Origin of the sequence: Nannocystis bainbridge, from assembly GCF_028368995.1 — a bacterium.
GTDB classification, from domain to species: Bacteria; Myxococcota_A; Polyangia; order Nannocystales; family Nannocystaceae; genus Nannocystis; species Nannocystis bainbridge.
In genome coordinates this window covers 340,249-366,381 of the sequence record NZ_JAQNDL010000003.1, presented here as the reverse complement: position 1 = coordinate 366,381, position 26,133 = coordinate 340,249, and the positions used below count along the sequence as shown (strand labels likewise).

The 26,133-nt window shown below is 73.1% G+C and carries 14 protein-coding genes; 9 read left to right on the top strand and 5 right to left on the bottom strand.

The window, feature by feature from the left end; all coding sequences use genetic code 11:
- The first annotated feature begins 32 nt into the window (after positions 1-32).
- The 3 genes from POL25_RS26830 to POL25_RS26820 all read left to right on the top strand — a co-directional run bounded on the left by POL25_RS26830 (position 33) and on the right by POL25_RS26820 (position 3,427).
- Complete coding sequence (locus POL25_RS26830; protein WP_272089054.1) at positions 33-1,109, top strand: hypothetical protein; 1,077 nt, start codon at positions 33-35, stop codon at positions 1,107-1,109.
- Positions 1,110-1,128: 19 nt separating this feature from the next.
- Positions 1,129-2,208, top strand: a complete 1,080-nt coding sequence (locus POL25_RS26825; RefSeq protein ID WP_272089053.1) for a hypothetical protein — start codon at positions 1,129-1,131, stop codon at positions 2,206-2,208.
- Positions 2,209-2,467: 259 nt separating this feature from the next.
- Positions 2,468-3,427, top strand: a complete 960-nt coding sequence (locus POL25_RS26820) for a ribulose phosphate epimerase (protein ID WP_272089052.1) — start codon at positions 2,468-2,470, stop codon at positions 3,425-3,427.
- A 146-nt stretch (positions 3,428-3,573) separates the two neighbouring features.
- Here POL25_RS26820 and POL25_RS26815 read toward each other — a convergent pair whose 3' ends face one another.
- The 3 genes from POL25_RS26815 to amrA form a co-directional block, all read right to left on the bottom strand.
- Positions 3,574-4,407 (bottom strand): CDP-alcohol phosphatidyltransferase family protein, encoded by an 834-nt coding sequence (locus tag POL25_RS26815; protein WP_272089051.1) that lies wholly within the window; start codon positions 4,405-4,407, stop codon positions 3,574-3,576.
- 9 nt (positions 4,408-4,416) lie between these two features.
- Positions 4,417-5,061 (bottom strand): adenylate kinase, encoded by a 645-nt coding sequence (locus POL25_RS26810; RefSeq protein ID WP_272089050.1) that lies wholly within the window; start codon positions 5,059-5,061, stop codon positions 4,417-4,419.
- Between the two features lie 438 nt (positions 5,062-5,499).
- The gene (amrA, locus tag POL25_RS26805; protein ID WP_272089049.1) at positions 5,500-6,180 is read right to left on the bottom strand and encodes an AmmeMemoRadiSam system protein A; all 681 of its coding nucleotides are present in this window, start codon (positions 6,178-6,180) and stop codon (positions 5,500-5,502) included.
- A 624-nt stretch (positions 6,181-6,804) separates the two neighbouring features.
- Here amrA and POL25_RS26800 point away from each other — a divergent pair.
- The 6 genes from POL25_RS26800 to POL25_RS26775 all read left to right on the top strand — a co-directional run bounded on the left by POL25_RS26800 (position 6,805) and on the right by POL25_RS26775 (position 23,427).
- Positions 6,805-7,164: a DUF962 domain-containing protein gene (locus POL25_RS26800; RefSeq protein ID WP_272089048.1), complete on the top strand. Its 360-nt coding sequence runs from the start codon at positions 6,805-6,807 to the stop codon at positions 7,162-7,164.
- Between the two features lie 31 nt (positions 7,165-7,195).
- On the top strand, positions 7,196-9,631 hold the full coding sequence (locus tag POL25_RS26795) for a S46 family peptidase (protein ID WP_272089047.1): 2,436 nt from the start codon (positions 7,196-7,198) through the stop codon (positions 9,629-9,631).
- 633 nt (positions 9,632-10,264) lie between these two features.
- Complete coding sequence (locus tag POL25_RS26790) at positions 10,265-11,734, top strand: hypothetical protein (protein WP_272089046.1); 1,470 nt, start codon at positions 10,265-10,267, stop codon at positions 11,732-11,734.
- A gap of 241 nt (positions 11,735-11,975) precedes the next feature.
- On the top strand, positions 11,976-14,222 hold the full coding sequence (locus tag POL25_RS26785; RefSeq protein ID WP_272089045.1) for a hypothetical protein: 2,247 nt from the start codon (positions 11,976-11,978) through the stop codon (positions 14,220-14,222).
- 538 nt (positions 14,223-14,760) lie between these two features.
- Positions 14,761-22,533, top strand: coding sequence for a tetratricopeptide repeat protein (locus tag POL25_RS26780; protein WP_272089044.1), 7,773 nt, complete (start codon positions 14,761-14,763; stop codon positions 22,531-22,533).
- A gap of 117 nt (positions 22,534-22,650) precedes the next feature.
- On the top strand, positions 22,651-23,427 hold the full coding sequence (locus POL25_RS26775; RefSeq protein WP_272089043.1) for an alpha/beta fold hydrolase: 777 nt from the start codon (positions 22,651-22,653) through the stop codon (positions 23,425-23,427).
- 129 nt (positions 23,428-23,556) lie between these two features.
- On the opposite strand, the gene POL25_RS26770 is transcribed toward POL25_RS26775, so the two are convergent.
- Together POL25_RS26770 and apaG are read right to left on the bottom strand one after the other, a co-directional pair.
- Complete coding sequence (locus POL25_RS26770; protein WP_272089042.1) at positions 23,557-24,351, bottom strand: hypothetical protein; 795 nt, start codon at positions 24,349-24,351, stop codon at positions 23,557-23,559.
- Between the two features lie 111 nt (positions 24,352-24,462).
- Positions 24,463-24,846 carry a Co2+/Mg2+ efflux facilitator ApaG/CorD gene (gene apaG / locus POL25_RS26765; RefSeq protein ID WP_272089041.1) on the bottom strand — a complete coding sequence of 128 codons (384 nt, stop codon included), beginning with the start codon at positions 24,844-24,846 and terminating at the stop codon, positions 24,463-24,465.
- Positions 24,847-26,133: the final 1,287 nt, after the last annotated feature.

The following is a 26,133-nucleotide window of genomic DNA, read 5'->3' as shown; positions in this document are numbered from 1 at the left end:
TGAGCGCCGATTTGTGTCAACCTTCGGCCACGATGAGTTCGAAGGCAAACCTCGACGTCCTGAGTCGCCAGGTCGCGTACTCCGGTGAAGGGATCTCCGTCAAGTCGCTCGAGACGGACATCCAAAAAGAACGCACGATCCAGGACAACAAGGTCGACGAGCTCAAGGTCTTGCGCGAGCGCAACGTGTCCATCCAGAACGCGATGGCCGAAGAGCTGAAGAAGCTGCGCAAGTTCAGCGATTACCTCGATGGTACGGCGGTCAAGGGCGGGTTTTGGGCCGGGTTCAAGGAGGTCCTCAGCTTCATCCCCGGGCTCGGGTCGATGAGCATGAGCCAGCGCTCGATCGAGGAGCTGCTGAAGGCCCAGTACCAGGTCTCGGCCCGCCGCGTGAAAGAGGCCGCCGAATACGTCGACACGCTCAAGCAGAGCGAGCAGGACCTCTACAAAGAGATCGACCGCATCAACGTGCGGATCGTCGAGATGGCCAAGAACGAGCGCGAGGCCCTGCACTACGTGCTCGAGCTGAAGCAGGTCCAGGAGCAGCTCGAGGGCGAGGAGCAGGCCGTCGAGGCCGGCAGCGTCGAGCAGCGCGACATCCAGGCCAACATCGACAAGGTCCGGGCCAAGCTCGCCGAGCACTCGTCCAACGTGCTGCTCTACGGCTCGGCCGAGGAGCGCTACGCCCGGCTCAAGGAGAACACCCGCAAGCTGGCGGACACGATCCGCAACCTGGCGCAGGACATCCAGCAGTACACCACGGCGTCGTCGATCAAGCTCGACATGGCGTCGGCCCAGATCCAGGCGATCGGCCGCGCCGCCGACGCGTCGACCGTCATGCTCGAGATGAAGCGCAGCCTCGACGTGATGACCGAGTCGATGAACGTCACCACGCAGTTCGTCAGCGACACCCAGATCTTCTTCCGCAGCAACCTCGACGAGCTCGTCAAGGAGCTCGACACCTTCGACGAGAAGACCTCGTCGGTGCTCGAGGAGAACCTCCGCAAGTCCAAGGAGATCGAGGACGCGCGCATCCAGGCGGCCGTCGACAAGGCGGTCAAGCGGGCCGCGGCCCCGGCGGCGCCGGCGTCGTCGCCGTCAGGGACCTGAGGCCCGCGCCGAGGTGGCGATGACGGTCGTCGCGCTCCACACCCAGGCGCTCGTCCTGCCCGAGGCGGCGACCTACCTCGACCTGCTCGGTCGCTCGCTGCACGCGGCCCGCCTCTCGAACGCGTTCCCCGAGCGCCGCCCGCTGCAGCAGTCGCTCGAGACGCTGGCAGAGTCGCTGCGCCTCGGGCTCCACGGCGAGCTGTTCGTCGACTCGCGCGCCGGCCTGCCCAACCTGGCCAGCTTCACGCGGGCGCTGACCGACAAGAGCGTGGCCCGCGAGTCGCTGGCGCGCATGGGCGACCGCGCCGCGCTCGAGGCCCGCGCCGGCGAGGCGGAGGTGTTCGCCCGCCTGGCGGCCAAGCACGGCTACTACGAGAAGCTGCAGGACCGCGAGCTGGCGCCGGTCGATCACCAGCGGGTGCTGCTGCGCCGCCACGATCCTGCCAGCGGCACCGCGGCGTTCCGCATCGAGCTGACCAAGCTCGACGCCAGCGGGGTGTACCTGCGCCTCGGCATCGAGCTGACGCAGGTGTCGTCGCTGTGGCGGCGCAAGGTGATCGACCTGGCCCACGACGGCGAGACGGCAGCCGCGAGCGAGGCGTTCGGGGCGATGGTCTACCGCTGCGCCGACCTCGACGCCGAGGCGCTGTTCATGCGCCTGCACGGGGTCGAGGGGGTGAGCGTCGAGAAGGTCCAGCGCGGGGTGATCGGGCCGGTGCTGTTCGCCATGCCGGTCGGCAGCGGGGTCCAGGTGATGCGTACGGCGGAGGCGCCGGACGACGCGCTGGGCCGCGAGTGGCACGCGTGGTCGGTCGGCGCCGGCGCGGCGGAGCACGAGCGGCCCGAGCTGCTCGCCGCGTTCGCCACCGACTCGGCCGCGCTCGACATCCGCGAGGAACGCAGCAACGACCCGCTCTCGCCGCTCCTGCGCGACCGTCTGCGAGATCAGGAGCAGGCGCGTTATCGCGCTTTGCGCGAGCGCTACCCGTTCAAGGTGTTCAAGGACCGCAAATTCGTGGCGACGCCGGGCCTCAAGGCAGTGGCCCACGCGACCTGCGCGGCGGCTGGCACCAAGAACATGATCTACGCCCTCGGCTAGAGACGGCGACGGGCCGCCGAACCTGTCCTGCGCTCGTCCCGGGCGGTGGCCGGTCGGTGGGGATCCTGGACCCGATTGCAGCACGCAGGCCCTGCGACTCGTGCAGCGGCTGGCAGCGGCGCTCGGCGCCCGGCTGTCGGCTGCACCGTCGAGGCCGATCGAACCTCGGACCACTCGGCGGGTTCGGGTTTGCGTCCTGGCGCGCTTTGGCCAATCATCGCAACACTAGCGCCGGACGCGCCGGCCACAGGAGAAGACCATGCTCAATTACGTTCGATTCACTGTCATCGGCGCCGCGCTGGCGCTGGGAGCCTGTAAAGAAGACGATGGGAAGGGCAGCGGGACCAACGCGACCAACCCGAGCACCAATCCGACCAACGACGCGACCGAGGGCGACACGTCGACCGGCGGCGGGACGAGCGACGGGACGACTTCGACCAACCCGGTCACGACGACGGCGCCGAACCCGACGACCACCGAAGACAGCGCCACCAGCGTCGGCCCCGACACCACCGACGGCTCCTTCATCACCCCGCCCGACGGCGGCGGCGGCGTGAAGGAGTGCGACGTGTGGACGCAAGATTGCCCGTCGGGCCAGAAGTGCATGCCGTGGGCCGACAACGGCGCCAGCTCGTGGAACGCCACCAAGTGCTCGCCGATCGACGCCAACCCGGGCAAGGAAGGCGATCCGTGCACGGTCGAGGGCAGCGCGGTCAGCGGCGTCGACACCTGCGACATCGGCCTGCTGTGCTGGTACTTCGACGAGAACAACAACGGCTCGTGCATCGACATGTGCAAGGGCACGCCCGACACGCCGTCGTGCGACATGGGCCAGACCTGCGACGTGTCGAACGACGGGGTGCTGATCCTCTGCCTCGAGACCTGCGACCCGCTGATCCAGAGCTGCCCCGCGGGCCAGATCTGCTTCTTCGACGGCCTCGACCAGTTCATCTGCGACTTCGACGCCAGCGGCGACATGGGCGCCTACGGCGACCCGTGCGCCTACATCAACGTGTGCGACTACGGCCTGTACTGCGCCACGCCCGAGTCCGTGCCCGGCTGCGACAACGCCGACGGCTGCTGCAGCTCGTACTGCAACGTCCAGGAGCCCAACACCTGCCCCGGCATGGCCGACGGCCAGGAGTGCGTGCCCTGGTACACCGAGGGCATGGCCCCTCCGGGCCAGGAGAACATCGGCGCCTGCGCCATCCCGGCGTGATCCGCGACGGGCTCGCGTAGCCTGGAGCGTCGAAAGGGACATGTCCGTGAGGACATGTCCCTTCGTGTTTTTGGGCGGAGCGAGATGTCCGCGAGGACAGGCTCCCGAGGACAGGCTCCCGAGGACATGTCCGCGAGGACAGGCAGCTACTCGTCGCCGACGGGGAACAGCGGCGGCTTGGGCTGGCCGCGGTAGCCCGGGCCGATCTGGCCCCACACCAGCCAGATGGCCAGCCACGTCGACGGCAGCAGGACCATGAACTCGGGGTAGACGCGCATGACCATGAAGGCGAACGCGACCAGCGAGAGGGCGGCGACGGCGAGGTTGGCCCAGCGCGCGCTCAGGGCCCCGAACTTCTTGTTGCGCAGGTTCGAGACCATCAGCAGGGCGCCGGCGATCATCGCCCACGGGAACGCGGCCCACACGCCCGGCCCGAGCAGGAGGTCGCCGAACAGGCGGCCCTCGGCGAACCGGTCGGGCGCGGCCAGCGGGTTGTCGGGCCCGCCGTACTTGAGGCAGACCAGGAACCAGTTGACCAGCAAGCCGGCGGCGAGGGTGGTCGGCACGCCGTGGAAGATGGTCTTGTCGGTGGTGCCGGCGTCGCTGAGGACGTTGAAGCGGGCCAGCCGCACGGCCGCGGCGGCCAGCCACAAGCCGGCCGCGAGGAGCGCCCAGGCCAGGCCCGAACCTGTCCCGAAGGGCAGGCCAGGGGTGGAGCTCAGCGCGGTCAAGATCATGAACGGCGGGACCACGCCGAAGTTGAAGAAGTCGGCGAACGAGTCCATCTGCACGCCGAAGCTGCTGGTGGCCTGCAGGCGGCGCGCGACGAAGCCGTCGGCCCGGTCGAGGAAGGTCGAGAACAGCAGCAGCCAGGCGGCCGCGACGAAGTCCCCACGGTGCGCGAGCAGCATCGCCCCGAGACCGCAGGCCATGGCGCCCACGGTGATGAAGTTCGGCGCGAGGTAGGGGACCTTCGACATGGTTCCGCCTCAGCCGGCCGTTCGCGGCGCGCCGAGCACCGCCAGCAGTCGCGCGGTGACTTCGTCAGGCGCGCCGACGCCGTCGATCCGCTTGAGCAGGCCCTTGGCCTCGTAGAACGGGACGATCGGCGCGGTCTCGCGGTGGTACTTGTCGAGCCGCGCGTTGACGGCGACCTCGAAGTCGTCGTTGCGGTGGACCAGCCGCCCGGCGACCTCGACCGGCGGCGGGTTGAACTTGAGGTGGTAGATGGCGCCGGTCTCGGGGTCGCTGCGCCGGCCGGTGACGCGCTCGACGAGCAGCGAGTCCGGGACCTCGACCAGGACGACTACGTCGAGCCCGACGCCGGCGGCGGCGAGCGCGACGTCCAGCGCCTCGGCCTGCGGCCGCGTGCGCGGGAAGCCGTCGAGCAAGAACCCGCGGGCGCAGTCGGCCCGCTGGATCCGCTCGATCACCATGCCGATCACCACGTCGTCGGTGACGAGGTCGCCGCGCTTCATCGCCGCGTCAGCCTGCTTGCCCAGCTCGGTGCCGGTGCGGACCGCCTCACGCAGCATGTCCCCCGAGGAGATGTGGGGGATCCCGTGGGTCTTGACGATGAACTGGGCCTGGGTGCCTTTGCCGGCGCCGGGCGGGCCGATGAGGATCGTACGCATGAGTAGAAGCTCGCAGGTGGTGCGGGCCCCGCCGCGCACATGCGCGAAAAGGCCCGCTGGCGCGGCAACTGTGACACGGGCCCGCGGGGACCCGCAAGGTTTCCGACCGCGCGCCCGCCACCCCCAGGGCGCGCCAAACCGGTCGCAGCGCGCGATGGAGGCCGTGACAGCGAGAATCACAGGCGCGGCGAGGGGCGAGGCGCACGGCGACCGCAGATCGGCCGCGCAGCTCGCAAGCGGGCGCGCGTGGGCGGAGCACGAGCGGCGCGGGGACGGTGAGAGCGCGGGCCGTGTGTCGAATTCACGGTCCGACTCTCGGCGGGTTCGCAGCGGCTCGGCGGTCGTCGAGCCCGGACCTCGACCCCTGAATTGCCAGCGGCTCGCCGGAGAGGCGAGCCGCGGTGGTGACCTACTTAAGGAAGTAGCCGCGAGCGGCGGTCAGTGGACGTACTGGACGAGCAGCGAGTGACCGCCGGCGTGGCTGGCAGCGGGACCCGGGTGCGCCGGGGCGAGCACGGGCTCGCCGAAGGTCTCGGTGAGGAACACGCGGGCGCGGATCCGGGGGCCGTCGTGCACCGGCGACAGCCCGGCCTTGCGCATGAGCGCGGCCAGGAAGTCGTGCGGGCGCGGCAACTGGCGCCACACCACCGGCAAGAACACGGCCTGGCGCGAGCCGATGCCGAGGATGACGCCGTCGCGTCCAGGCGTGATGGCCTCGGCGATGGCGTCGAAGCCGACGGCCTCGAGCTGCTGCGGCTCGCCGAGGATCGAGATCTCGCCGTTCAGGCGGTGCCAGCGGGACGGACGGGCCGGCGAGGTCCGCGGGTCGTGCAGGCCGGCCTGCACCGCGTAGCGCACGACAGCCTGCTCGAGGTTGGGCCACGGCTCGAGCGAGCCGATGCAACCGACCAACTCGCGGACGTCGTGCCACGACACGAACACCCGCGCCGGGGCCTCGAGCCGCGGGTCGTCGTCAGGGCGTTCGGCCTCGCCGATAGCCAGATCCCTGGCGTCCGGGTCTTTCACGGCCATGGCGTCTCGCAACGACCGGCGGGCGAGGTGAAGCAGCCAACGACGCGCCGCTTCGGAGAGCGGCTCGGGAAAGGGGGCTTTTGCCATGTCCAACGCGGGCGAACTATGGATCCTTCGGGCCGCGACGTCGACGGAAAAATGGGGGCGACGCGTCGCGTTCCGAGGCCCGCTCGTCGAGCTCGCCGACCGCGATGGCCGCCGGGCAGCTGTCCGTGCGCGGGGTCCCATGCGAGGCGGCGGCGACGTCGTCGCCCGAGCTCGGTGACGTCGCCAGTCAGGCGGCGACGCCGTGGCGCCGCCGTCCTCGCCGCCGGCAGCGGCGTCCTGGAGCGCCGGATCGGGGCGCGGCCGACCGGCGGGCGCGGGCCGCCGAGATCTCCGAGCTGTCCGAAGGGACAGATGCCGCCTCCGCCGGCGGCGGCGATGCTGCGGTCACAGGCCGCCGCGGCGGTCAGGAGCCGGTGACGTCGCGTCGCGCCGGACCGCCTCGGCCGGAGCAGGCGGTCGGGCGTCGCGCTCTCCCGGATCGCGGAGCCGGCGAGTCGCGGGAGCGCTGGCAGATCCGGCGGGATGCGAGCCGGTACTGGCGACGAGCCGGCGGGCGGCGGTGCGTGGCCGGTGGTCTCGCCCGGCGCCGCGAGGTGTGGGCTGGCGCGCCGGCGCGCAGGCGGGGTGTGCCAGCGGCGCCGGGGATGCGATACAACAGGACCCGTGAGCACCCTGAATCGGATCGCCAGCATCGACGAGTTCTGGACCCGCGAGTTCGCGTACTACCTGCACGAGCACCGCCACCCGCTCAATCGGCTGACGCACATGTTCGGGGTGCCGATCCTGGTGGTGACCGGCGTCGGCGCGGTGGCGACGCTGAGCTGGAAGATGTTCGTGATCGGGTGGACGATCGGCTGGGCGTTCCAGATCGCGGGGCACCGCATCGAGGGCAACAAGCCGGCGCTGCTCAAGCGGCCGATCTCGTGGCTGATGGGGCCCGTGATGGTGATGGTCGAGTTCCTCGAGCTGGCCGGGCTGCACTTCGGCTTCGCTCGCCGCGCGCGCACGATCGTCGGGCTTTGAGCGCCGATCTCGCGCTGCTATGGTGGCCGGGATGCACACCCGGCCGCACCTCGTCCTGTCGCGCTCCGCCCGCTGCCTCGGGCTCGTCGCCGTCGTCGCGTTGACGGCCGCACCGGCCCGCGCCGACGAGGGTCAGTGGATGCCGGGCCAGATCGTCGAGCTCGACCGCGGCAAGCTGAGCGCGATGGGCCTCGAGCTGCCGCTGGAGCAGCTGTGGAGCGACAACACCGGGCTTATGCGCGCGGCCGTCAACCTGTCGGGCTGTTCGGCGGCGTTCGTGTCGGCCGAGGGCCTGATCGCCACCAATCATCACTGCGCGCACGGGGCGATCCAGGCCGTCAGCAGCGTCGAGCACGATTACCTCAAGGACGGCTTCCTGGCCCGCACACGCGCGGAGGAGCTGGCGGGCAAGGGCCTGACGGTGCGGGTGCTCGAGCGCATCGACGACGTCACCGCCGAGGTGCTGGCCGAGGCGTCGGCGCTGAAGGACGACCGGGCGCGGGCGCAGGCGATCGACCGCGCCCGCAAGCAGCTCGTCGACGCCTGCGAGAAGCCGGGCGGCGGGCTGCGCTGCGAGGTGGCGGCGTTCTACAACATGAGCCTGTTCCAGCGCTTCACCTACCGCGAGCTCCGCGACGTGCGGCTGGTGTACGCGCCGCCGGCGGCGATCGGCGAGTTCGGCGGCGAGGTCGACAACTGGATGTGGCCGCGCCACACCGGCGACTTCACGCTGCTGCGCGCGTACGTCGGCGCCGCGGGCGAGCCGGCGGACAAGGCCGAGGCCAACGTGCCCTACAAGCCGCAGGCGTGGCTGCCGGTGGCGCACACGGGGGTCAAGGCCGGCGATTTCGTGGCGGTGCTCGGCTACCCGGGCAACACGGAGCGCTACTTGCCGCTGTCGGAGGTCGAGCGCCACGAGTCGCAGATCTTCCCGGCCCGCATCGACCTGCTCGGCGAGTGGGTGGCGATCCTCGAGGAGCTCGGCGCGACCGACAAGGCGCGCGGGATCAAGGTGGCGTCGAGCAAGAAGAGCCTGGCCAACCGGCTGAAGAACGCCCGCGGCATGCTGGCCGGGTTCTCGGCGATCGGCCTGCTCGAGCGCCGCCGCGCCGAGGAGGCCGCGCTCGAGAAGTGGGCCGCGGAGGCCGACGACCGCGCGTTTCAGAAGGTGCTGCCGGCCCTGCGCGCGCTCAGCCAGGACCGCAAGGACAGCTTCGCCCACGACTACCTGCTCGAGCAGGTGCCGAACGGGCCGAACCTGCTGGGGCTGGCGATCGACCTGGTCCGCCGCGCGCGCGAGCGGCAAAAGCCCGACCTCGAGCGCTCGGCGGGCTACATGGACCGCAACGAGAAGAAGCTGTGGGACCGCCAGGAGCGGCGCCTCCGCGACTTCGATCCGGAGGTCGAGGCCCACCTGCTGGCGTCGGTGATCGCCCGCGCGCAGGCGCTGCCGGCCGGCTGGAAGTTGTATGCCTTCAAGGACATGTCCCCAGAGGCAGCTGCGGCGAAGATGGTGGGGGTGCTCGGCGCGGCTGCCTTCAAGGACATGGACGCAAAGACAGGTTCGGGGCGCGAGCGCTACCTCAAGCAGGCACGGCAGCTGATCGCGCGCACCAAGCTGCTGGGCGAGGGCAAGGCGAAGGGGCTGTTCGACGCCGCCGACCCGGCCGCGCTGGCGGCCAGCGGCGACCCGATCGTGGCGCTGGCGCTGGCGCTGGCGCCGGCGATCGAGGCGGCCGAGGCGCGGGGCGAGACGCGCGCGGGGGTGCTGTCGCGGCTCGGCCCGGCCTACTTCACGATGCTCCGCAAGGTCCGCTCCGGGCCGGTCTACCCGGACGCCAACGGCACGCTGCGCCTGTCGTACGCGTCGATCGCCGGCTACAAGCCGCGCGAGGGGCTGATGGCGACCCCGCAGACGACGCTGTCGGGGCAGCTGGCGAAGGTCACCGGCGAGGAGCCGTTCACGATGCCGGAGCGGGTGCTCGCGGCTGTCCCGAAGGCCAGGGACACGTACTGGGCCGACCCGATCCTCGGCGACGTGCCGATCGATTTCCTGTCGAGCGCCGACACCACCGGCGGCAACTCCGGCAGCCCGGTGATCAACGGCCGCGGGCAATTCATCGGCCTCAATTTCGACCGGGTGTGGGAGAACATCGCCGGCGATTTCGGCTACAGCGAGCGCTCGCGCAACATCATCGTCGACGTACGCTACCTGCTGTGGTTGCTCGACCAGGTCGAGGACGCGGGCGCGCTGCTGGACGAGCTGGGGGTCGGCGGGCTGCGAGTGGCGGGGGCCCGGTCGCACACCGGCGAGGGCAGCCCGGGGCCGGCCGCGGCAGGTGCTGCGGCGCTGGCGACGACGTGCCCGCAAGAGCGCCGCGGCTGCGGCTGCGCGAGCGGGCCGGAGCCTGCCCCGTGGTGGCTGCTCGGCGGGCTGCTGGGGCTGCGTCGGCGGCGGCGGAGCTGAGCTGGCCCCGGGGACAGGTCGGCGGCGAGGCTCGTGGCGGCGCGCGGGGGTGTCCTTGGGGACATGTCTCGCGCGGCGGCGGAGCTGAGCTGGCCCCGGGGACAGGTCGGCGGCGCGAGGCTCGTGGCGGCGCGGGGGTGTCCTTGGGGACATGTCTCGCGGCCGCGAGGTGTTCTTCAGGTCATGTCGAGGGGGGACGACAGGTCTTCAGGGCAGGTCGGTACGTTGCGTTTCGATGTGTCCTTCAGGGCAGGTCGGTAAGCGGCGTTTCGATGTGTCCTTCGGGATAGATAGATTCGCGGCGGGTGGCTTTCACAGCATATCGGTGCGCCGCGCGGTGCACGTCCCTCCGAGAGGTAATCGTCGCGGGGCAATGTGTCCGTCGGGACAGGTCGTTCGGCGCGGGTGAGATGTGCCCTGAGTCAGGCCGATTCGGCCGCGCCTCGGATGGCTTTGAAGACAGGTCGAACAGCGGCGAAGAGCGTGCCCGGAGCGCGTGGGGGGCGTCGTCCACGGCTTGGCGAGGTTGGCCGAGCGAATGAGTTTCCGTCAGAGCCAGCGTGGACGCGAGCGCACGCCAACAGCGTGAGGGCGTCCGGGCGCGCCGTGATACGAGGTGAAATGGAAGTTCTCATGCGCGCCGCCTCGTTCGCTCCCGCCGTGCTCCTGTCGTTGCTCGCGTGTGGTCCCGGGGCGCCGGAGATGGCGACCGACACGGCAGGGTCCTCCGGCGCGGCCACCAGCGAAGGCACGACGACCGTCGACGGGCCGCCGACGACGTCCGGGGCGCCGGGGACCACGGGGACGACGACGAGCTCGACGCTCCCCGGAGGGCTCGACTTCGGGGGGCCGGAGCCGACCACCGGCGAGCCCGATGCCTGCGCGGCGACCGGCGGGTGCAACCGCCTCGACCTGCTGTTCGTGATCGACAACTCGGCCGGGATGGCCGACGAGCAGAAGAATCTGGTGGCCGCGCTGCCGCACCTGGTGACGCGGCTGCGCCAGCTGGTCGGCGAGGACGGCGTGCCGGTGGGGCCCGACGTCCACGTGATGGTGACGACCACGGACATGGACCACCCGCTGTGCGCGCCGTTCGCCAAGCCCGACTACTTCCCGGCCATGGGCGCGCCGATCGCCACCGCGTGCGCCGAGCGGCTCGAGCGCTTCACCGGCTTAGGCCCGAACGTGCCGTCGCGGCCGGACGTGTGCCTCGATGCCTGTCCCGAGGGACAGTTCGAGGTGCCGAGCGATCCCTTCGTGCACTTCACGCCCGAGGGCGACAACGTGCTGGAGGGCGGCGACGGCGACAAGGTGATCCGGGCGCTGCAGTGCATCATGCCGCAGGGCATCGACGGCTGCGGCATCGAGTCGCCGCTCGAGGCGATGCTGCAGGCGCTGGATCCGTCGGCGGCGTGGAACACCGCGCCCGAGCCGTTCCTGCGCCCGGGGGCGGCGCTTGCGATCGTGCTCGTCAGCGACGAGACCGACTGCTCGGCGCTGGACCTGCGTCACTTCGATCCCAAGAACGTGGACGACCCCGAGTTCAACGTGTTCTGGGAGGACTCGCAGGGCGTTCCGGGGAACAAGAGCGAGCCGACCAGCGCGGTCTGCTGGAACGCGAGCATGACCTGCGAGGACAGCGATCCCGATCTGGCGTACGACTCGTGCGTGCCGGAGGAGAAGGGGGTGCTGCAGCCGATCTCGCGCTACACCGAGCTGCTGGTCGATGTGCTCGGCGGGGTGGAGGACAAGCCGGTGCACATGCTGGTGGTGACGGGGATCCCGCTGACGGGGATCGGCGATCTGGTGCACCGCGGATGGGCGCCGGAGGACCTGCTGCCGGGCGAGTTCGACTCTCCGGAACAGCTGGAATTCGACTACGGGATCGGCCCCGGGTGCTCGAGCGAGGCGACCGGTCACGGGTTGCCGCCGGGGCGGATCCGTCAGCTGTGCGAGGCGCTCGATGTGGCCGACGATCCAGGCACGCCGGGCGACGAGGGGCGGAGCCGCTGCTGCTTCGAGTCGGTCTGCAACCCGGACCTCGCGGGCGGGTTCGACTGTCTGCTCGACAACCTGGCCCACGACCTCCGCGCGGCGCGCTGAGGCGCGCCGTCGACGCGGCGCGGTCCGAAGCGCTTCCGGGCCGAACCGAGGTCACTTCCACGGGCAGCGGGGGCCGACGACCTCGCCCCCGCCCGGGGGCCACCTGCGGGCGCGCTTACGGGCTCGTGCGAGGCCGGCGGTGCGTGCGCGCGGACGGACACGGGTCGGCAGGCCCGGGCGAACTCGCCGGTGGAGCCGGGGTTTTGGCGCTCCCGCCGAGGGTAGGGCACGATCCACCGGCATGCCCGCGGCCGACGAGACCTACCGCCAGTGGTTGGAGCTCCGCCTCGGGCAGTCGTTCATCGACGACCTGATGTCGCCCGACCAGGCGGTGGTGTGGCACGAGCTGTGTCGCGCGCTGCGGGTCGGGCCGGCGCCGGTCGCCGACGACGACGACGACGAGGCGACGCTGGCGGAGTGCGGTCAGTCCCTCGAGACATGTCTCCAAGGACATGACCCATCGGCCATGTCACCGCTGTGGGCGGTCGGCTCGACGCGGGCCGGCGGGTGCACGCTGGTGCAGGACCTGCTGCTCGGGCTGTGCGGCCCGGCCGGGGCGCGGGCGCGGCTGGGTGACGCGCTGCCGGTGCCGCTGGTGGTGTGCGGACGGACGGTGCGCGGGCCGCTGGGGATGCTCGGCATGGATGTCCGCTGGGACAGCTGCGAGACGGTGGCCGAGGCGCTGGAGCGCTGGTGGTCGCTGGTGGAGCACGACGTGCGGCGGGCGTTCGCGCCGGGGTTCAACGCGGCCGAGCTGCGAGCTCGCCGCGAGCGGCCGCTGGTGCTGATCGCCGGGCTCGACGAGCTGCCGGAGCCGGAGCGCGAGGCGGCGGCGCGGTGGGCCGCGGAGCTGTGCGCGGCGGGGGCACCGGTGCTCTTGACCACGCGCTCGCCCGAGGTGCCGGAGCTCGAAGCGCTGCGCGCGGCGGGGACGCTGCGGCGGGTGTACTTGCAACCGCTGGCGCGGCCGGCGATCGACCGCTTCGTCGATCGCTGGGTGCGGCTGCCGGGGGCGTTCGAGCCGGCGACGGCGGTGCGAGTGCGGGCGGCGATCGACGGCTCGCCGGCGCGGCGGGCCCTGGCGCGCCGGCCGGTGACGCTGGCGATGTTGCTGGTGCTGCTGGCCCGCACCGAGGTCGCGCCCGACTCGCTCGAGGCGATGCAGCGGCAGCTGCTCGCGGTGCTCGAGCCGGGGCGGCCGGCACACCGCTTGCTCATGGCGCGCATCGTCGCCGATCGCGACAGCCCGATCGCGGCGAGCGAGCGGGCCGAGTGGGTCGCGCCGCTGGTGGCGGCGGCGGGGGTCCACGATCACCCGGAGCTGGGCGACGCGCTGGGCCGCGACCCGGCGCTGGCGCCGGTCGGCGAGGCGGCGCTGCGCACGGCGGCGCAGGGCTGGGCGGCCGGCGGGTGCCCGGTGGCGGCGGTCCGCGATCAGGTGCCCGACGGGCTGGCGCCGCTCGCCGCGGGCGCGGCCGGCGAGCGCGACGACGCGATGGCGCGGCTGCTGGTGTTCGGGCGCCGCGCGGGCTGGTGGCGGCCGGAGCACGCGTTCGTGCTGCACCGCGGGCTGCCGGGGCGCGAGCGGCTGTTCGAGGTCGACGACCACGCGATCCGGCCGCGGCCGCTGTTCGAGGCGCTGGCCGGGCTGCAGGAGATGTGGGGCACGTTCGCGTTGCCGCTGCTGCGCGCCGCGCCGCTCGGCTACGTGCTCGCCGAGGGCGGCGCGGCGTGCCCGGTGACGACCGCCGCGCTGTTCGCCGAGACCCCGCCGCCCGAGGTCCGGACGGTGCGAGATCTGTTCCAGCGCGCGCTGCTGCTCGAGCTGGCCCTCGTGAGCCTCGCCGCCGACGACGAGCTGCTGCAGCGCGAGGTGCTCGAGGTCGTGCTCGCCCGCGATCAGGACCTCGACGCGGCGCTCGACCGAGCCCTGCTCGCGGAGCTCGGCGAGACCCGTCCGCCCGGCCCGCGCAGCGCCGGCAACCTGAGCCCGCGGCTGATTCACATCGACGCGGCGCTCGAGCTGGCGAGTCGGCTGACGCCCGACGGGGCGCCCGAGCTGGCGCGAGACCTCGAGCTGGCGCGCGCACGGGCGGCGACGGAGTCCGAGCCGCGGCTGCAGCGCCTGGCGGCGTTCGTGGTGGTCATCCTCTTATATGCGGTCGACCGCCGGCTGGTGCCGACGCGCACGGAGATCCGGCGAAACGATGTGCACGCGCTGCTGCTGGCGCTGAGCCGCCCGGAGGCGGCGTTCCCCGAGGAGCGCCGGGGGCAGGTCGCGGCCGACTGGCAGTGGGTGGCGCGGCAGTCGTGGGCGCCGCAGCGCGTCGCCGAGATCTTGCTGCTGCACATGCCGGAGGCGGTGTCGCTGACGCCGGAGCAGGTGCTGCCGCGCTGTCACGCGTGGTTGCGTGGGTTCCTCGGCGTGGCGAGCGTGCGCGGGCCGCAGCAACATGACGGCGGCGAGAGGCCACGCGCCCGCAAGTGAGAGCCGCGGCGAGGCGCGCGCGAGGCGGAGCGATCGCCGGTGAGGACGCGAGGGTGAGTCACGGCGCGCGTTGCGACGATGGACGCCGGCGTCGGGCGGCCCGTCGGCGATGAACGATCGAGGGCGAGGCGGCGCGATCGCGGCATCGAGGACGGCGCTGCGGTGACGCATGCGTCGCGCGATCGCCTGCGTTGCGCGAGGACCCGTGACGGCTCTCGCGTGACCGCGCGGGGGCGGCTCCGCGGTGCTCACGGCGAGTCCCTGTTCGCGGCGGGTGAATCGATCGGGCCGCGTCGCGCTGCGCGTGGATCGTGCGCCCCGATGTCGCGGTGACGACGATGCGGCGCGCGGAAATGTGCCGGTGGTGAAGCCGCGGCGGTTCACGGGGACGTCACGGCACGCGCGGGGGTGCGCGGCCCCGCCGGCCCGCGGGACGAGCAAAGCCTGGTATGGTGCAACCCTGGCCGATACGCCCTGAAGGCGCGCCTCCGTGCAGGCATGCGCGGCGCCGATGAGGGGCAGGCACGAGGCAATTCCGATGGCAGACACATCTTCGCGTATCTCCGATGAGCAGGGCTTCGACAGCGCGGCGGCGGCGGTCCGCAGCGAGCCCGAGCGGGCCGACCGCTGGGACCAGGTCGAGGCGCTCGGTGAGCCGGAGCGGGCCGCCGCGATCGCGGCCCTCTATCGCGAGATCCTCGCCAGAGACCTCAATCCTGCCGCCGCCGGCGTGGTGGGTCAGCGCGCCGTCGCGTTCTTCGAGGAGTGGTTCCCGGGCGACGAGGCGGCCCTCACCGAGGTGCTGCGGCGCGTGCTCTCGGTCCAGCCGGGCGACGGCTGGGCGTTCCAGCGGCTGACGGGGGTGCTGACCCTGAACGAGCGCTGGAGCGAGCTGCTGGCGCTCTACGACCAGATCCTGGCGTCCAAGACGATCGACGAGGCGCGCCGGATCGGGATCCTCGAGGAGGCCACCGACATCGCCCGCGATTTCGCCGGCCAGCCGGACCACGCGGTCGACTACATGCAGCAGCTGCTGACGCTGCGGCCGAGCGATACGCGGCTCGAGGCGGCGCTCGAGCGCCTGCTCGAGAAGCAGGGTCGTCACCGCGATCTGATCTCGCTCTACAAGCGGCGGATCGGGCAGCTCGGGCGCGAGGCGACGGCGGGGCTGCCGGTCAAGATCGCGGAGCTGTGGCTCGACCGGCTGGCCCAGCCCGGCGAGGCGCTGACGGAGCTGCGCGGGCTCCTGGCCGACGATGTCGGCAACCGCGACGGGTGGGCGCTGCTCGAGCGGATCCTGGTGCTGAGCGACGCTTCGGCGCAGGTGCGCATCGGGGCGCTCGACCTGCTGCGGACCAGCTACGACGCGGCGGACCTGGGCGAGGAGGTGATCCGGATCCTCGGGGTCGCGCTCGGGTTCGCGGATCCGCAGGCGGCGATCGGGCTCCATCGCGAGCTCGCCGAGCGGCTGGTGACGGCCGGGCGCGCGGCGCCGGCGATGGAGCACTACGTGGCGGTGGTCGGGGCGCTGCCGGGCTCGGGGGCGGACCACCGGCGGCTGCGCCATCTGGCGGAGCTGCACGGCGAGCACGCGCTGCACGTGAAGGGCCTGGCGGCCGCGGCCGCCAGCGAGCCCGACGCGGCCCGGCGCGCGACGCTGTGGGCCGACGCGGGTGATGTCCACCGCACGGCGCTGGGCGACGACGCCGGCGCGATCGGGCTGTACCAGCAGGTGCTCGGCGAGCCGCAGGCCGACCGGGCGCTGGCGCTGCGGGCGGCGCGGCTGCTCGACGTCTTGCTGGCGCAGTCGGGGCAGGCGGCGGAGCGGCTGACGGTGCTCGAGCGGCTCGGCGAGCTCGAGTCGGGGCCGACGCAGACGACGGTGCTCGGCGAGGCGGCCAAGCTGGCCTTGGGGTCAGGTGATCCGGAGCGCGCGCTCAAGAGCTGGGGCGCTCGCCTCGGCCTCGACGCCGAGGACAGCGAGGCGCTGGCGGCCGCGATCGCGGTGCTCGAGGGCCTGGGCCGCTGGGCCGAGGTGGTCGAGGTGCTGCGCCAGCGCGCGGCCGGGCCGGTGCCGGAGCACCAGCGCCGCGCCGATCTGGTGCGGGTCGCGGGGATCCAGGCGGAGCAACTGGCGGACCTTCCGGGGGCGATCGCGACCTGGCAAGAGATCGTGCGCGGGTTCGGCGAGTCGGAGCAGACGGTCGAGGCGCTGGCGTCGCTGCTGGCCCAGGTCACGCGCTGGCCCGACCTGGCCGAGCTGCTCGATCGGGCAGCCGGTCACGGCACCGCGCGCCTGGCCGATCTCTCGACGCGCCTCGGCGACGTGTTCCGCGGTCAGCTCGACGCGCCGGGACGCGCGGTGGCCTGCTACGACACCGCGCTGACGGCCGACCCGGCCCACGCGGGCGCGCGCGAGGGCCTGCTGGCGACGCTCGAGACCGAGGCGCGCAGCAGCGCGGTCGAGGTGCTCGGCAAGCTGTACCGCGGCCGCGGCGAGTGGAGCGAGCTGGCGGCGATCGTCGACGCCCGCCTGGCGGGGGCCGAAGGCGATCCGATCAAGCAGGTCGACATCCTGCGCGAGACGGCCCGCCTGCACGAGGCGCACACCGGCGACAAAGCGGCCGCCGTGGCGGCGCTGGCCCGGGCGTTCCCGCTGGCGCCGGCCGACCGCTCGATCGAGCGCGATCTTCTGCGTCTGTCCGAAGAGACAGGTGATTTCGGGCCCGCGGCCGAGGCGCTGCACAAGGCGGCCGGGGTGACGATCGCCGGCGAGCCGCACCGCGCGACCGAGCTGCGGCTGGCGGAGGCGCGGCTGGCGGAGCACAAGCTGAACGACGCCGCGCGGGCGCTGGCGGCCTACCAGGCGGTGCTGTCGGCGACCCGCAGCGACGCCGAGGCGGTCCGCGGGGCGATCCGCAGCGCGGCGGCGGTGGACGACTTCTCGGCCGCCGCGCACGCGCTGCTCGGGCAGATCGTCGGCGACCAGAAGATCGACGACGCCACGTTCGCGCTGGTCGAGGGCCTCGCGGCCGAGCACGCCGGCTGGGAGCGGCTGACGCTGGCGCTCGAGGCCGCCGCCAACGCGGCCAGCAGCTCGCTGACGCCGGAGCTCTACGCGTTCGTGGCCGCCCGCGTGGCCCAGTGGCACCGCGAGCAGCGCGGCGACGAGGCCGCGGCGCGCGAGGCGTTGCTGCGCTCGGTGGCGGCCCAGCCGGGCCACCGCGAGCGGCTGCAGACGCTGGCCGAGTTGCAGCGCGCGGCGCCCGAGCCGGCGCTGATCGACACGCTGCTGGCGCTCGACGGGCTGAGCGAGACGGACTTCGATCCGCTGTACGAGGCGTCGGAGCTGGCGCTCGGGCTGCTCGGCGGCACCGACATCACCCGCGACATCCTCCGGCGCCTTCTGGCCCGCGCGACCGCGCTGTGGAGCCGCGGGGTGGCGGCCACCGGCAAGCGCAGCAACGAGGCCAGCGTCGGCTGGGCGGCGCAGAAGCTGGCGCAGCTGTCCGAGCAGGACGGCGACCGCAAGGCCGCGGCCGAGCTGCTGGCCAAGGTCTCGACCTTGCCCTTCGCGCAACCTGTCGCTCAGGACATGCGCGTGAGGTCAGCCGCGATCTTCACCGAGCTCGGCGATCGCCAGCGGGCGATCGGGCTGTACGAGACAGCGCTGGCCTCGGCCCCGGACGACCTCGAGGTGCTGCGCCTGCTCGGGCCGCTGCTGCAGGCGGAGGAGCGGTTCCCCGAGCTGCTGACGCTGCGCAAGCACGAGCTGGCCAAGGAGCCAGACGCGGCGCGCCGGCTCGAGCTGCGGCTGGAGATCGCGCGGCTGGTCGGGGTGATCGAGCAGCGCGGCGGGCGAGTCGAGGCGCTGCGGTCGAACCTGCAGGACGATCCGAGCCACGACCCGTCGCTGGCGGCGTTGACGGAGATCCTGGCCGACAAGGCCAGCCCCGACGAGCTGGCGAGCTTCCTCGGCGAGCACGCGGCCCGGCTCGAGCAGGTCGACGACAAGCCGCGCGCGGTCCGGCTGTGGACGCAGCTGGCCGAGCTGGCCGAGCGCAGGATCGGCGACGTCGCGGTGGCGCTGTCGAGCCACCGGCGCGCCGCTTCGCTGACGCCGAACTTCCACAACCTCGACGCGCTGGCGCGGCTGTACGTGGCGCGCGGCGAGCCGGCCGAGGCGGTGCCGTGGCTGACGGAGCGGCTGGTCCGCACGCCCGAAGGATCGGAGCGGACCGACATCGTGCTCGGGCTGGCGAGCGCGCTGCTCGGGGCCGGGCGCAACGTCAAGGCGATCGAGGTGCTGACGCGGGCGGTCGCCGACCACCCGGCCGAGGCGCGCACGCGCGACCTGCTGATCCAGCTCGAGCGCGAGGCGGGCGACTGGGAGCCGCTGGCGTCGCTGCTGCAAGTCGCGGCCGAGCACACCGAGGATCGCGAGCAGGTGCTGGCGTTCCTCTACGAGGCGGCGGCGATCGTGCGCGACCGCCTCGGCGAGCTCGATCGCGCGATCCCGGTGCTCGAGCGCCTGCACGCGCTCGTGCCCGACGACCGCGGCGTGCTGGCCTACCTGGCCGACGCGCTGGTCTCGGGCGAGCGCTGGGCTGACGCGCAGGGGGTGCTGGAGCGGCTGCTGGCCGACTTCGGGCGCCGCCGGCCGCCGGAGCGGGCGCGCGTGCACTACAAGCTGGCCCAGGTCGCGCGCGCGCTGGGCGACACCAAGGCGGCGGTGGCCCAGCTCGAGCTGGCGACGGCGATCGACGTCGGCGACGTGGCGAGCCTGCAGCTGCTGGCCGAGCTGTCCCGAGATACAGGTGACCTCGCGCGCGCCGAACGCAGCTACCGCGCGCTGCTGCTGGCCGCGCGCCGCCGCGGGGTCGACGGCGACGAGGGCCTGATCGGCATCGCTGAAGCGCAGTACGAGCTGAGCCGCCTGGCCGAGGGCCGCGGGCAGGCCGACCTGGCGCAGGAGCTGCTCGGCTCGGCGATCGAGGCGGCGCTGCAGGACGACCGCGAGGCCCGCAAGCTGCAACGCGCGCTGCGCAGCCGCGGCGACCAATCGCTGCTGGTCCGGGTGCTGCGCTCGCGCCTGGCCGCGGCCCAGGACCCGGCGGCCCGCGGCAGCGTGCTCGGCGACCTGGCCGACGCGCTCGAGGCCACCGGCCAGGCCGAGGAGGCGCTGGGCCTGCGGTTCGAGGCGCTGCAGCAGGACCCCGCTTCGGCGACGCTGCAGCAGGCTGCGGCCGAGCTGGCGACGCGCCTCGGTCACGGCGCGAGCTACGTCGAAGCGGTGATCGGGCTGGTCGACCGCGCGCGCCGCAAGCAAGACGCGAAGCTGCAGGCCGACCTGCTGCTGCGCGCCGCCGACATCGTCGAGCGCGAGTTCGCCGACCAGGCCCGCGCGACCGAGCTGTACGGGCGCGTCGAGGCCAGCGGTGAGCGGGTCGTCGACGCGTGGCTGGGGCTGTCGCGGATCGCCGCGGCTCGCGGTGATTCGGCGCGTCAGGTCGAGCTGCTCGAGCGGATCGCCGGCGCCCCCGACGACGCGACCACGCCGGAGGTCCGCGCCCGCGCGGCGTTCGGCCTGGCCGAGCTGCAGCTGGCCGCGCCCGAGTCGCGTGACGCCGGCGTCGCGGCGATGCGGCGCGCGCTGCAGACCGAGCCGCGCCTCGACCTGGCCGAGCCGGTGCTGCGCCGCGCGCTCGCGGCGGCGCCGGATCACAAGGAGCTCGGCGAGCTCTACGAGCAGATCGTGCGCAAGCTCGGCGACCGCCAGGGGCTGCTCGCGTACCTCGAGCAGAAGGTCAACGTCGAGGGCGTCGATCCCAAGGTCGCCGACGAGGCGTCGAACCTGGCGCTCGAGCTCGGCGAGAGCGAGCGCTCGGAGAAGCTGCTGGTGCGACGCATCGAGCTGGTGGGCGAGCGCGAGGGCAGCGGCCAGGCGATCGCCGAGACCTACTTGACCCTGGCCGAGCGCCGCAAGGCCGCGGGTGACCTGCGCGGCGCCGTCGATTTCCTGCGCGAGTCGGCCGCCAACTGGCAGCTGGCGCGGACCTTCGAGCTCCAGCGCGAGATCGCCGGGCTCGCGGCGGCGCAGACCGAGCAGCTGCCGCTGGCCGCCGAGGTCTACGAGGACCTGCTGCTGCAGGACGCGAGCGACAAGGCCGTGTGGGGCCCGCTGATGGCGGTGTACCGCAAGGCCGGTGACCCGGCGCGGCTGCAGCAGCTGGTCGAGTCGACGCTGCCGAGCCTCGCCGAGGTCGGCGAGCGCAACCAGCTGCGCCTCGACCTGGTCGACGCGCTGCTGCAGGCCGGCGGCCACGAGCAAGAAGTGGTGCGCCTGCTGAAGGACGTGCTGATGGAGGAGCCGGGCCACAAGCAGGCCGAGGCGCTGCTGGCCGAGGTGTTCGAGAAGACCGGCTTCGACGCCGAGTTGGTCGACCTGCTCAACCAGCAGATCTTGACGGCCCAGGGCGCGGGCGACAGCGAGGGCGTGATCGCGGCCTCGCTGCGGCTCGGCGACCTGCTGCGCAAGACCCAGCCCGACGAGGCGCTGGCGGTCTACCGCACCGCCCTCGACTTCGCGCCGCAGAGCCGGGCGCTGATCGAGGCGATGCTGAGCCTGACCGAGGGCGAGGCGGACCCGCGCGAGCGGGCCGAGATCGGCGAGCGGCTGCTGGCGATCGAGACCGGCGAGGCGGCGGTCCGCCTGGCGCTCGACCTGGCCGGTCAGTACGACAAGCTCGGCGAGCGCGAGGCGACCACCCGCGTGCTCGAGGCCGGCTACAAGGCCGCGCCCGACAGCGAGGCGCTGCGCGAGCGGCTCGAGGCGTGGTACCGCGAGCGCGGCGAGTTCGAGCGCCTGGCCGAGCTGCTGGTCGGGTCGGCCGACCGCTCGGTCGACCCGACGCAGGCGGTCGGGCTGCTGCGCGAGGCCTCGACGATCTACGCCGATCAGCTGATGGACGCCGGCAAGTCGGCCGAGGTGCTGCGCACCGCGGCCGCCCTCGACCCCAACGACAACGACCTGCTGCGCGAGTTCATCGCCCGCCTGTGCGACACCGGCGAGCACGTCAGCGCGGTCGAGGAGCTGACGAAGGCGATCGACTGGCGCCCGCTCGAGCAGGACGTGCAGGTCGAGTTCCTGCGCCGCCGCGCCGAGCTGCGCATGATCATCGGCGACGAGGCCCGGGCCTCCGCCGACCTCGAGGAGGCGTACGGCCTGGTCGGCGCCGAGCTCATCCCCGATCTGATCGACGGGCTCGAGCGCTGGCGCAGCGCGGCCGCCAAGCGCAACGACAGCGAGGGCGAGCGCAGCGCGACGCTGCGGCTGGCCGACGTCCTGCGCAAGGAGGGCGCCGACGACCAGGCCCGCCACGCGCTGTCGGGGTGGCTCGAGCACGCGCCCGGCGACACCGAGGCGCTGCGCCAGCTGACGGTGATGGACGTCGCGGCGGGCCGGTGGGAGAGCGTGATCGAGACGGCGACCCGGCTGGTGGCCGCCGAGACCGGCGCGGAGCAGATCAAGGCGGCGATGCAGTTGGTCGACGCCTGCGAGCAGGTCGGCCGGCCGCACGACGCCCAGGCCGGGCTCGAGGTGGCCCACAAGGCCCAGCCGAAGAACGAGGCCGTGCGCGCGCGGCTGAAGCAGATCCTCGAGGAGACCGAGAACTACCCGGCGCTCGCGCGGCTGCTGATCGCCGAGGCCGACGTGATCACCGACGAGGGGACCCGCTTCGTCACGCTGCGCCAGGCCGGCGAGCTGCTGCTCGACGAGGACGCGGAGGCGGCCGTCGAGGCGCTCAAGCGGGCGCTCAAGCTGCGCCCGGCCGATCAGGCGGTCAACTTGCTGCTGGTCGAGGCCTACGCCGCGGCCGAGCAGTTCGACGAGGCCAACACCATCCTCGACGCGGCGATCGAGGCGATGAGGGGCCGCCGCTCGCCCGAGCTGTGCGCCATGCAGTACCGCAAGGCGATGGTCGCCGGGGCCCAGGAGAACTTCGAGCAGGAGCTGCACTGGCTCAAGGAGGCCCACAACACCGACCGCAACAACGGCGACGTGGCGGTCGCCCTGGCGACGCTGGCCGAGCAGATGGAGGACTACGACCTCGCCATCCGCGTGCTCCGCAGCATCGCGCTGATGGAGGCGGCGCCGATGAGCCGGGCGGTGGCCTACCTGCGCCAGGGCTACATCGCCGAGCGGCGCGGCGACCGCCAGAAGGCGGTGCTGTGGGGCCGCAAGGCGCTGATGGAGGACCCGAACTGCACCGAGGCGACCGACTTCCTGCGCCAGATCGGCGAACTGTAGCGCGGCAGTGACGCGGCGGCGGAGGCGAGGTCCCACCCGGGCCCTCGCCTCCGGCCGTTTCACGCCCCCATCTGCCGCGGTGTCGGGCCGCGACGGTTCGGCTTATCATCGCCGCCTATGCCGACGATGACGACGAGCGACAAGGTCCAGATCGCCTACCGCGTGCTCGGCGAGGGCCCGCGGACGGTCCTGGCGATCCACGGCTGGATGGTCTCCAGCGCGGTCTACGACGAGCTGGCCGAGCGGCTCGACCTGGCGGGCTTCCGGCTCGTGATCCCCGACCTGCGCGGCGCCGGCGAGTCCGGCCGGCCCGAGGCGGGCTACACGGTCGAGCGCTACGCGGCCGACATCACCGAGCTGATGGATGTCCTCGGGGACAGGTCATTCGTGCTGATCGGCCACAGCATGGGCGGGGCGATCGCGCAGTGGATCGCGGCGGCGGAGCCGAAGCGGGTGCAAGGGCAGGTGCTGCTGTGCCCGGTGCCGGCGTCGGGCATCCCGTTCCCGCCCGACGCGGCGGGGCTGTTCCGCGGGGCCGACAACCGCGAGGCGAAGGCGACGATCCTCGGGATGGCGTGCACGAACCTGTCGGACAGCGCGCGCGAGCGGCTGCTGGCGGCCGGAGAGACGATCCCTTCGAAGTGCATCGCCGAGGGCTTCGAGTCGTGGTCGGGGCTGAGCTTCGCCGATCGCCTGGGGGCGATCACGGCCCGCACGCTGGTGGTGGCGACCGACGATCCGTTCATGCCACCGCCGTTCCTGCGCCAGACGATCGTCGACCGGATCGCAGGCGCGCGCCTGGCCGTGCTCCGCGGGGCGGGGCACTACGTGCAGGTCGAGCGGCCCGACGAGACGGCGGCGGTGGTGTCGGCGTTCCTGGCCGGGCTCGGCTGAGGCTGTCCCCGCGGGCATGCTCTCGAGGACATGTCCTTTCGGGCATGTGCTCCGGGGCATGTTCTCAGAGACATGCCCCTCGGATGTCGCGCTGCGAGGCGACCGGGGACGCGGGCTCGATGTCCCGGGTCACTCGCTGGTGACGTCCCACAGGGCGTCGAGGTAGGCGACGCGGAGGCCGTCGGTGACGGCGAGCACGAGGGTGCGGCCCCAGCTGCCGTAGCCGTGGGCGTCGTAGCGGCTCCACGCGTGGCCGTGGGCGAAGGGGTCGGGTCGTTCGCTGCCCTGGTCGTGCAGGCCGAAGCAGAGGGTGGCGTCGCCGAACAGCCGGACGAACGCGGCGGCGGCGGCGTGGCGGTCGGTCCCCGGGAGGAGGTGGGCGGCCAGGGCGCTGGCGCGCTCGCGGTCCAGCGCTTCGAAGCGGGTCGGCTCGGCGTTGGCGGGCAGGGCGGCGGCGAGGACGATGTCACGGCGCGCGGGCTCGGCGAGCCAGCCGTCGTCGGTGACGACGCCGAGCACGCGGTCGGCGAGGTCGGCGGCGCGCAGGGAGTCATCTGTCTCGAAGGACATGTAGGGATAGACGGCCGGCGGGGCGGCGCGTCGCTGGCACGGGCCGGCGTCGACGGCGAAGCCGAGGACCCGCCGCAGGGCCTCGACGCAGGCGTCGGCGGTGAGCGGCGCGTGGTAGGCGGGCAGGGCGGCGGCGACGGCCGGCAGGAGGCCCGGCGGGTCGGGCCCGGGCGCGCCTGCGGGCCACGGGTAGGCGGCGCGGACGTGGCCCAGCGCGGCCAGCAGCATGCTCACGAGGGTGAAGGTGTCGAGCTCGGCGTCCTCGCGCGGCTGCCCGGGGTCGACGCCGTGGGCGCGGAGGAACCGCTCGACGTGGCCCCGCAACGCGGCGACGGCGAGGGCATGGAGGCGCACGCGGCGACGCTATCACGTCCCGGCCGCAGGCGTCCGCGTCGTCAGGGACGCGAGCTCGGCGACAGGCTCAAGCTGCTGTCTCTCGGGCCATGGCCCCGAGGACATGTCCCTTCAGACAATGGCCTGCGGGTCGGCCAGGACGAACGCGTCGACCAGCGCCTCGAAGCAGGCGCCGCTGGGGCGGAACATGGTGTAGCTGCCGTGCATGGCGCCGTGGGGCGTCTCGAGCACGCAGCCGCTGGTGTACTCGAACGACTCGCCGGGGTGCAGCAGCGGCTGCGAGCCGACCACGCCCTCGCCCTCGACCTCGCGCACGTCGCCGTGCGCGTCGGTGATGAACCAGTGACGGCGGCACAGCTGGGCGGGCGCATCGCCGGTGTTGGAGATCCGGATTGTGTAAGCGAAGACGAAGCGTGCGCCCTCGGGCAAGGCACGCCCGCCGACGTAGCGCGTCTTCACCTCGACGCAGATCCCCTCGGTCTCGCTCCGGGTCACCTGGGGTCCCATTAGCCGAGCGACGCGGGGCCTTGCAAGGGGGGGGGGACCGTGAGCCAGGCATCGCGCTCGAGTTCGCGGCGGAGGCGCTCGCTGGGGTCTGCCGCGCGAGACGTGGCCGCGGGCGGCGTGGTATGCGGGCGGCCCGAGTTGCGACGTCGGCCCGCCGAGCGAGGCGCCGGGCCCTCTCCGGAGAAGAAGCGGTCGGACAGCGGCCCCCGAGGCGCAGTTCGAGGCCGCGAGGCACGAGGGCGCTCGTGCGTGCGGGCCGCCGCGCATCGCCTTCGCCCCGAGAGCTTCCCTTCACGTTCGTCAGCGTGGCGGCACGACAGCTCGCGACGCTCGCAAGGACTCGCAGGCCCGCGCGGGCTCCGGTCGCTCGCGCGAGGGCGCGCCCGGCCCGGCACGGGTCGCTGCGATCGTGGGCTGTGGGCCTGTCGCGGCGGCACGCCCGAGGGCGAACGTCCGCAGGATCGGCGGCTGTTCGAGTCGGCCGTCGCGTGGCAGGCGAAGCGCTCGCAGGCCCTGTCGCACGCGAGCCGCGATCCGACGTGTCCTTTTCGTCAGGAGATCGCGGGCCGTCGGCGGACGGGCACGCCGAGTCACGGCAACTCGGCGCGAGGCAGCCTCGAGTCCGCGCCCGGCGCCAGCGCTGCGAAGATCGGTCCCGGTCGAGCCCGGGCGCGTCGCGGGCGCCGGTTGCTTCGACGGCGGGGCGAGGCGAAATCAGCGTCGTACGCGGCGCCGGCCGGGTCGCCTCTCCGCCGCGATCGGGCAGCCGGCGCCAGCCTCGCGCGTCGGCTCGCTTCATTTTTTGAGGGGAAGAGACGAGCGTTACGCCGGAGCAAGGTCGACGCGCGCTCGGGGGCCGGCCTCGGTGGCGACGGGCGGCCGCTCCCGCGCAGCGGCCGCCCGTCCTCGAGCTCGTCCGTTCGACGCGGACCGTCCCGCCCGAGGGATCGCCTCGCTTCGGGGTCCCCGCGGTGGGGCCGACGCGGCCTGGGCGACGGGCCGTCGGCATATGTCCCAAAGGGCATGTCTATATGGAAATGTCCGAAAGTTTCGGTCCTTCAAGACATGTTCTTTCGAGACCGGCGGGAGGTCGGCTCGGTGGAGCGGCTCACACGGCGGCGCTCGGCGATTGCTCCGCCCGCTCGACGAGGCGGGCCGGGGGAACCCGCCGGGCGCATCGGCAGCCCCGCGCGAGCCGTATCGCGGGTCGACGCGGCACGCTCATAGCGCGAGCCAGCGTGCGGAGGTTCGACGGCGAGCCGTCGCGCGGGGGCG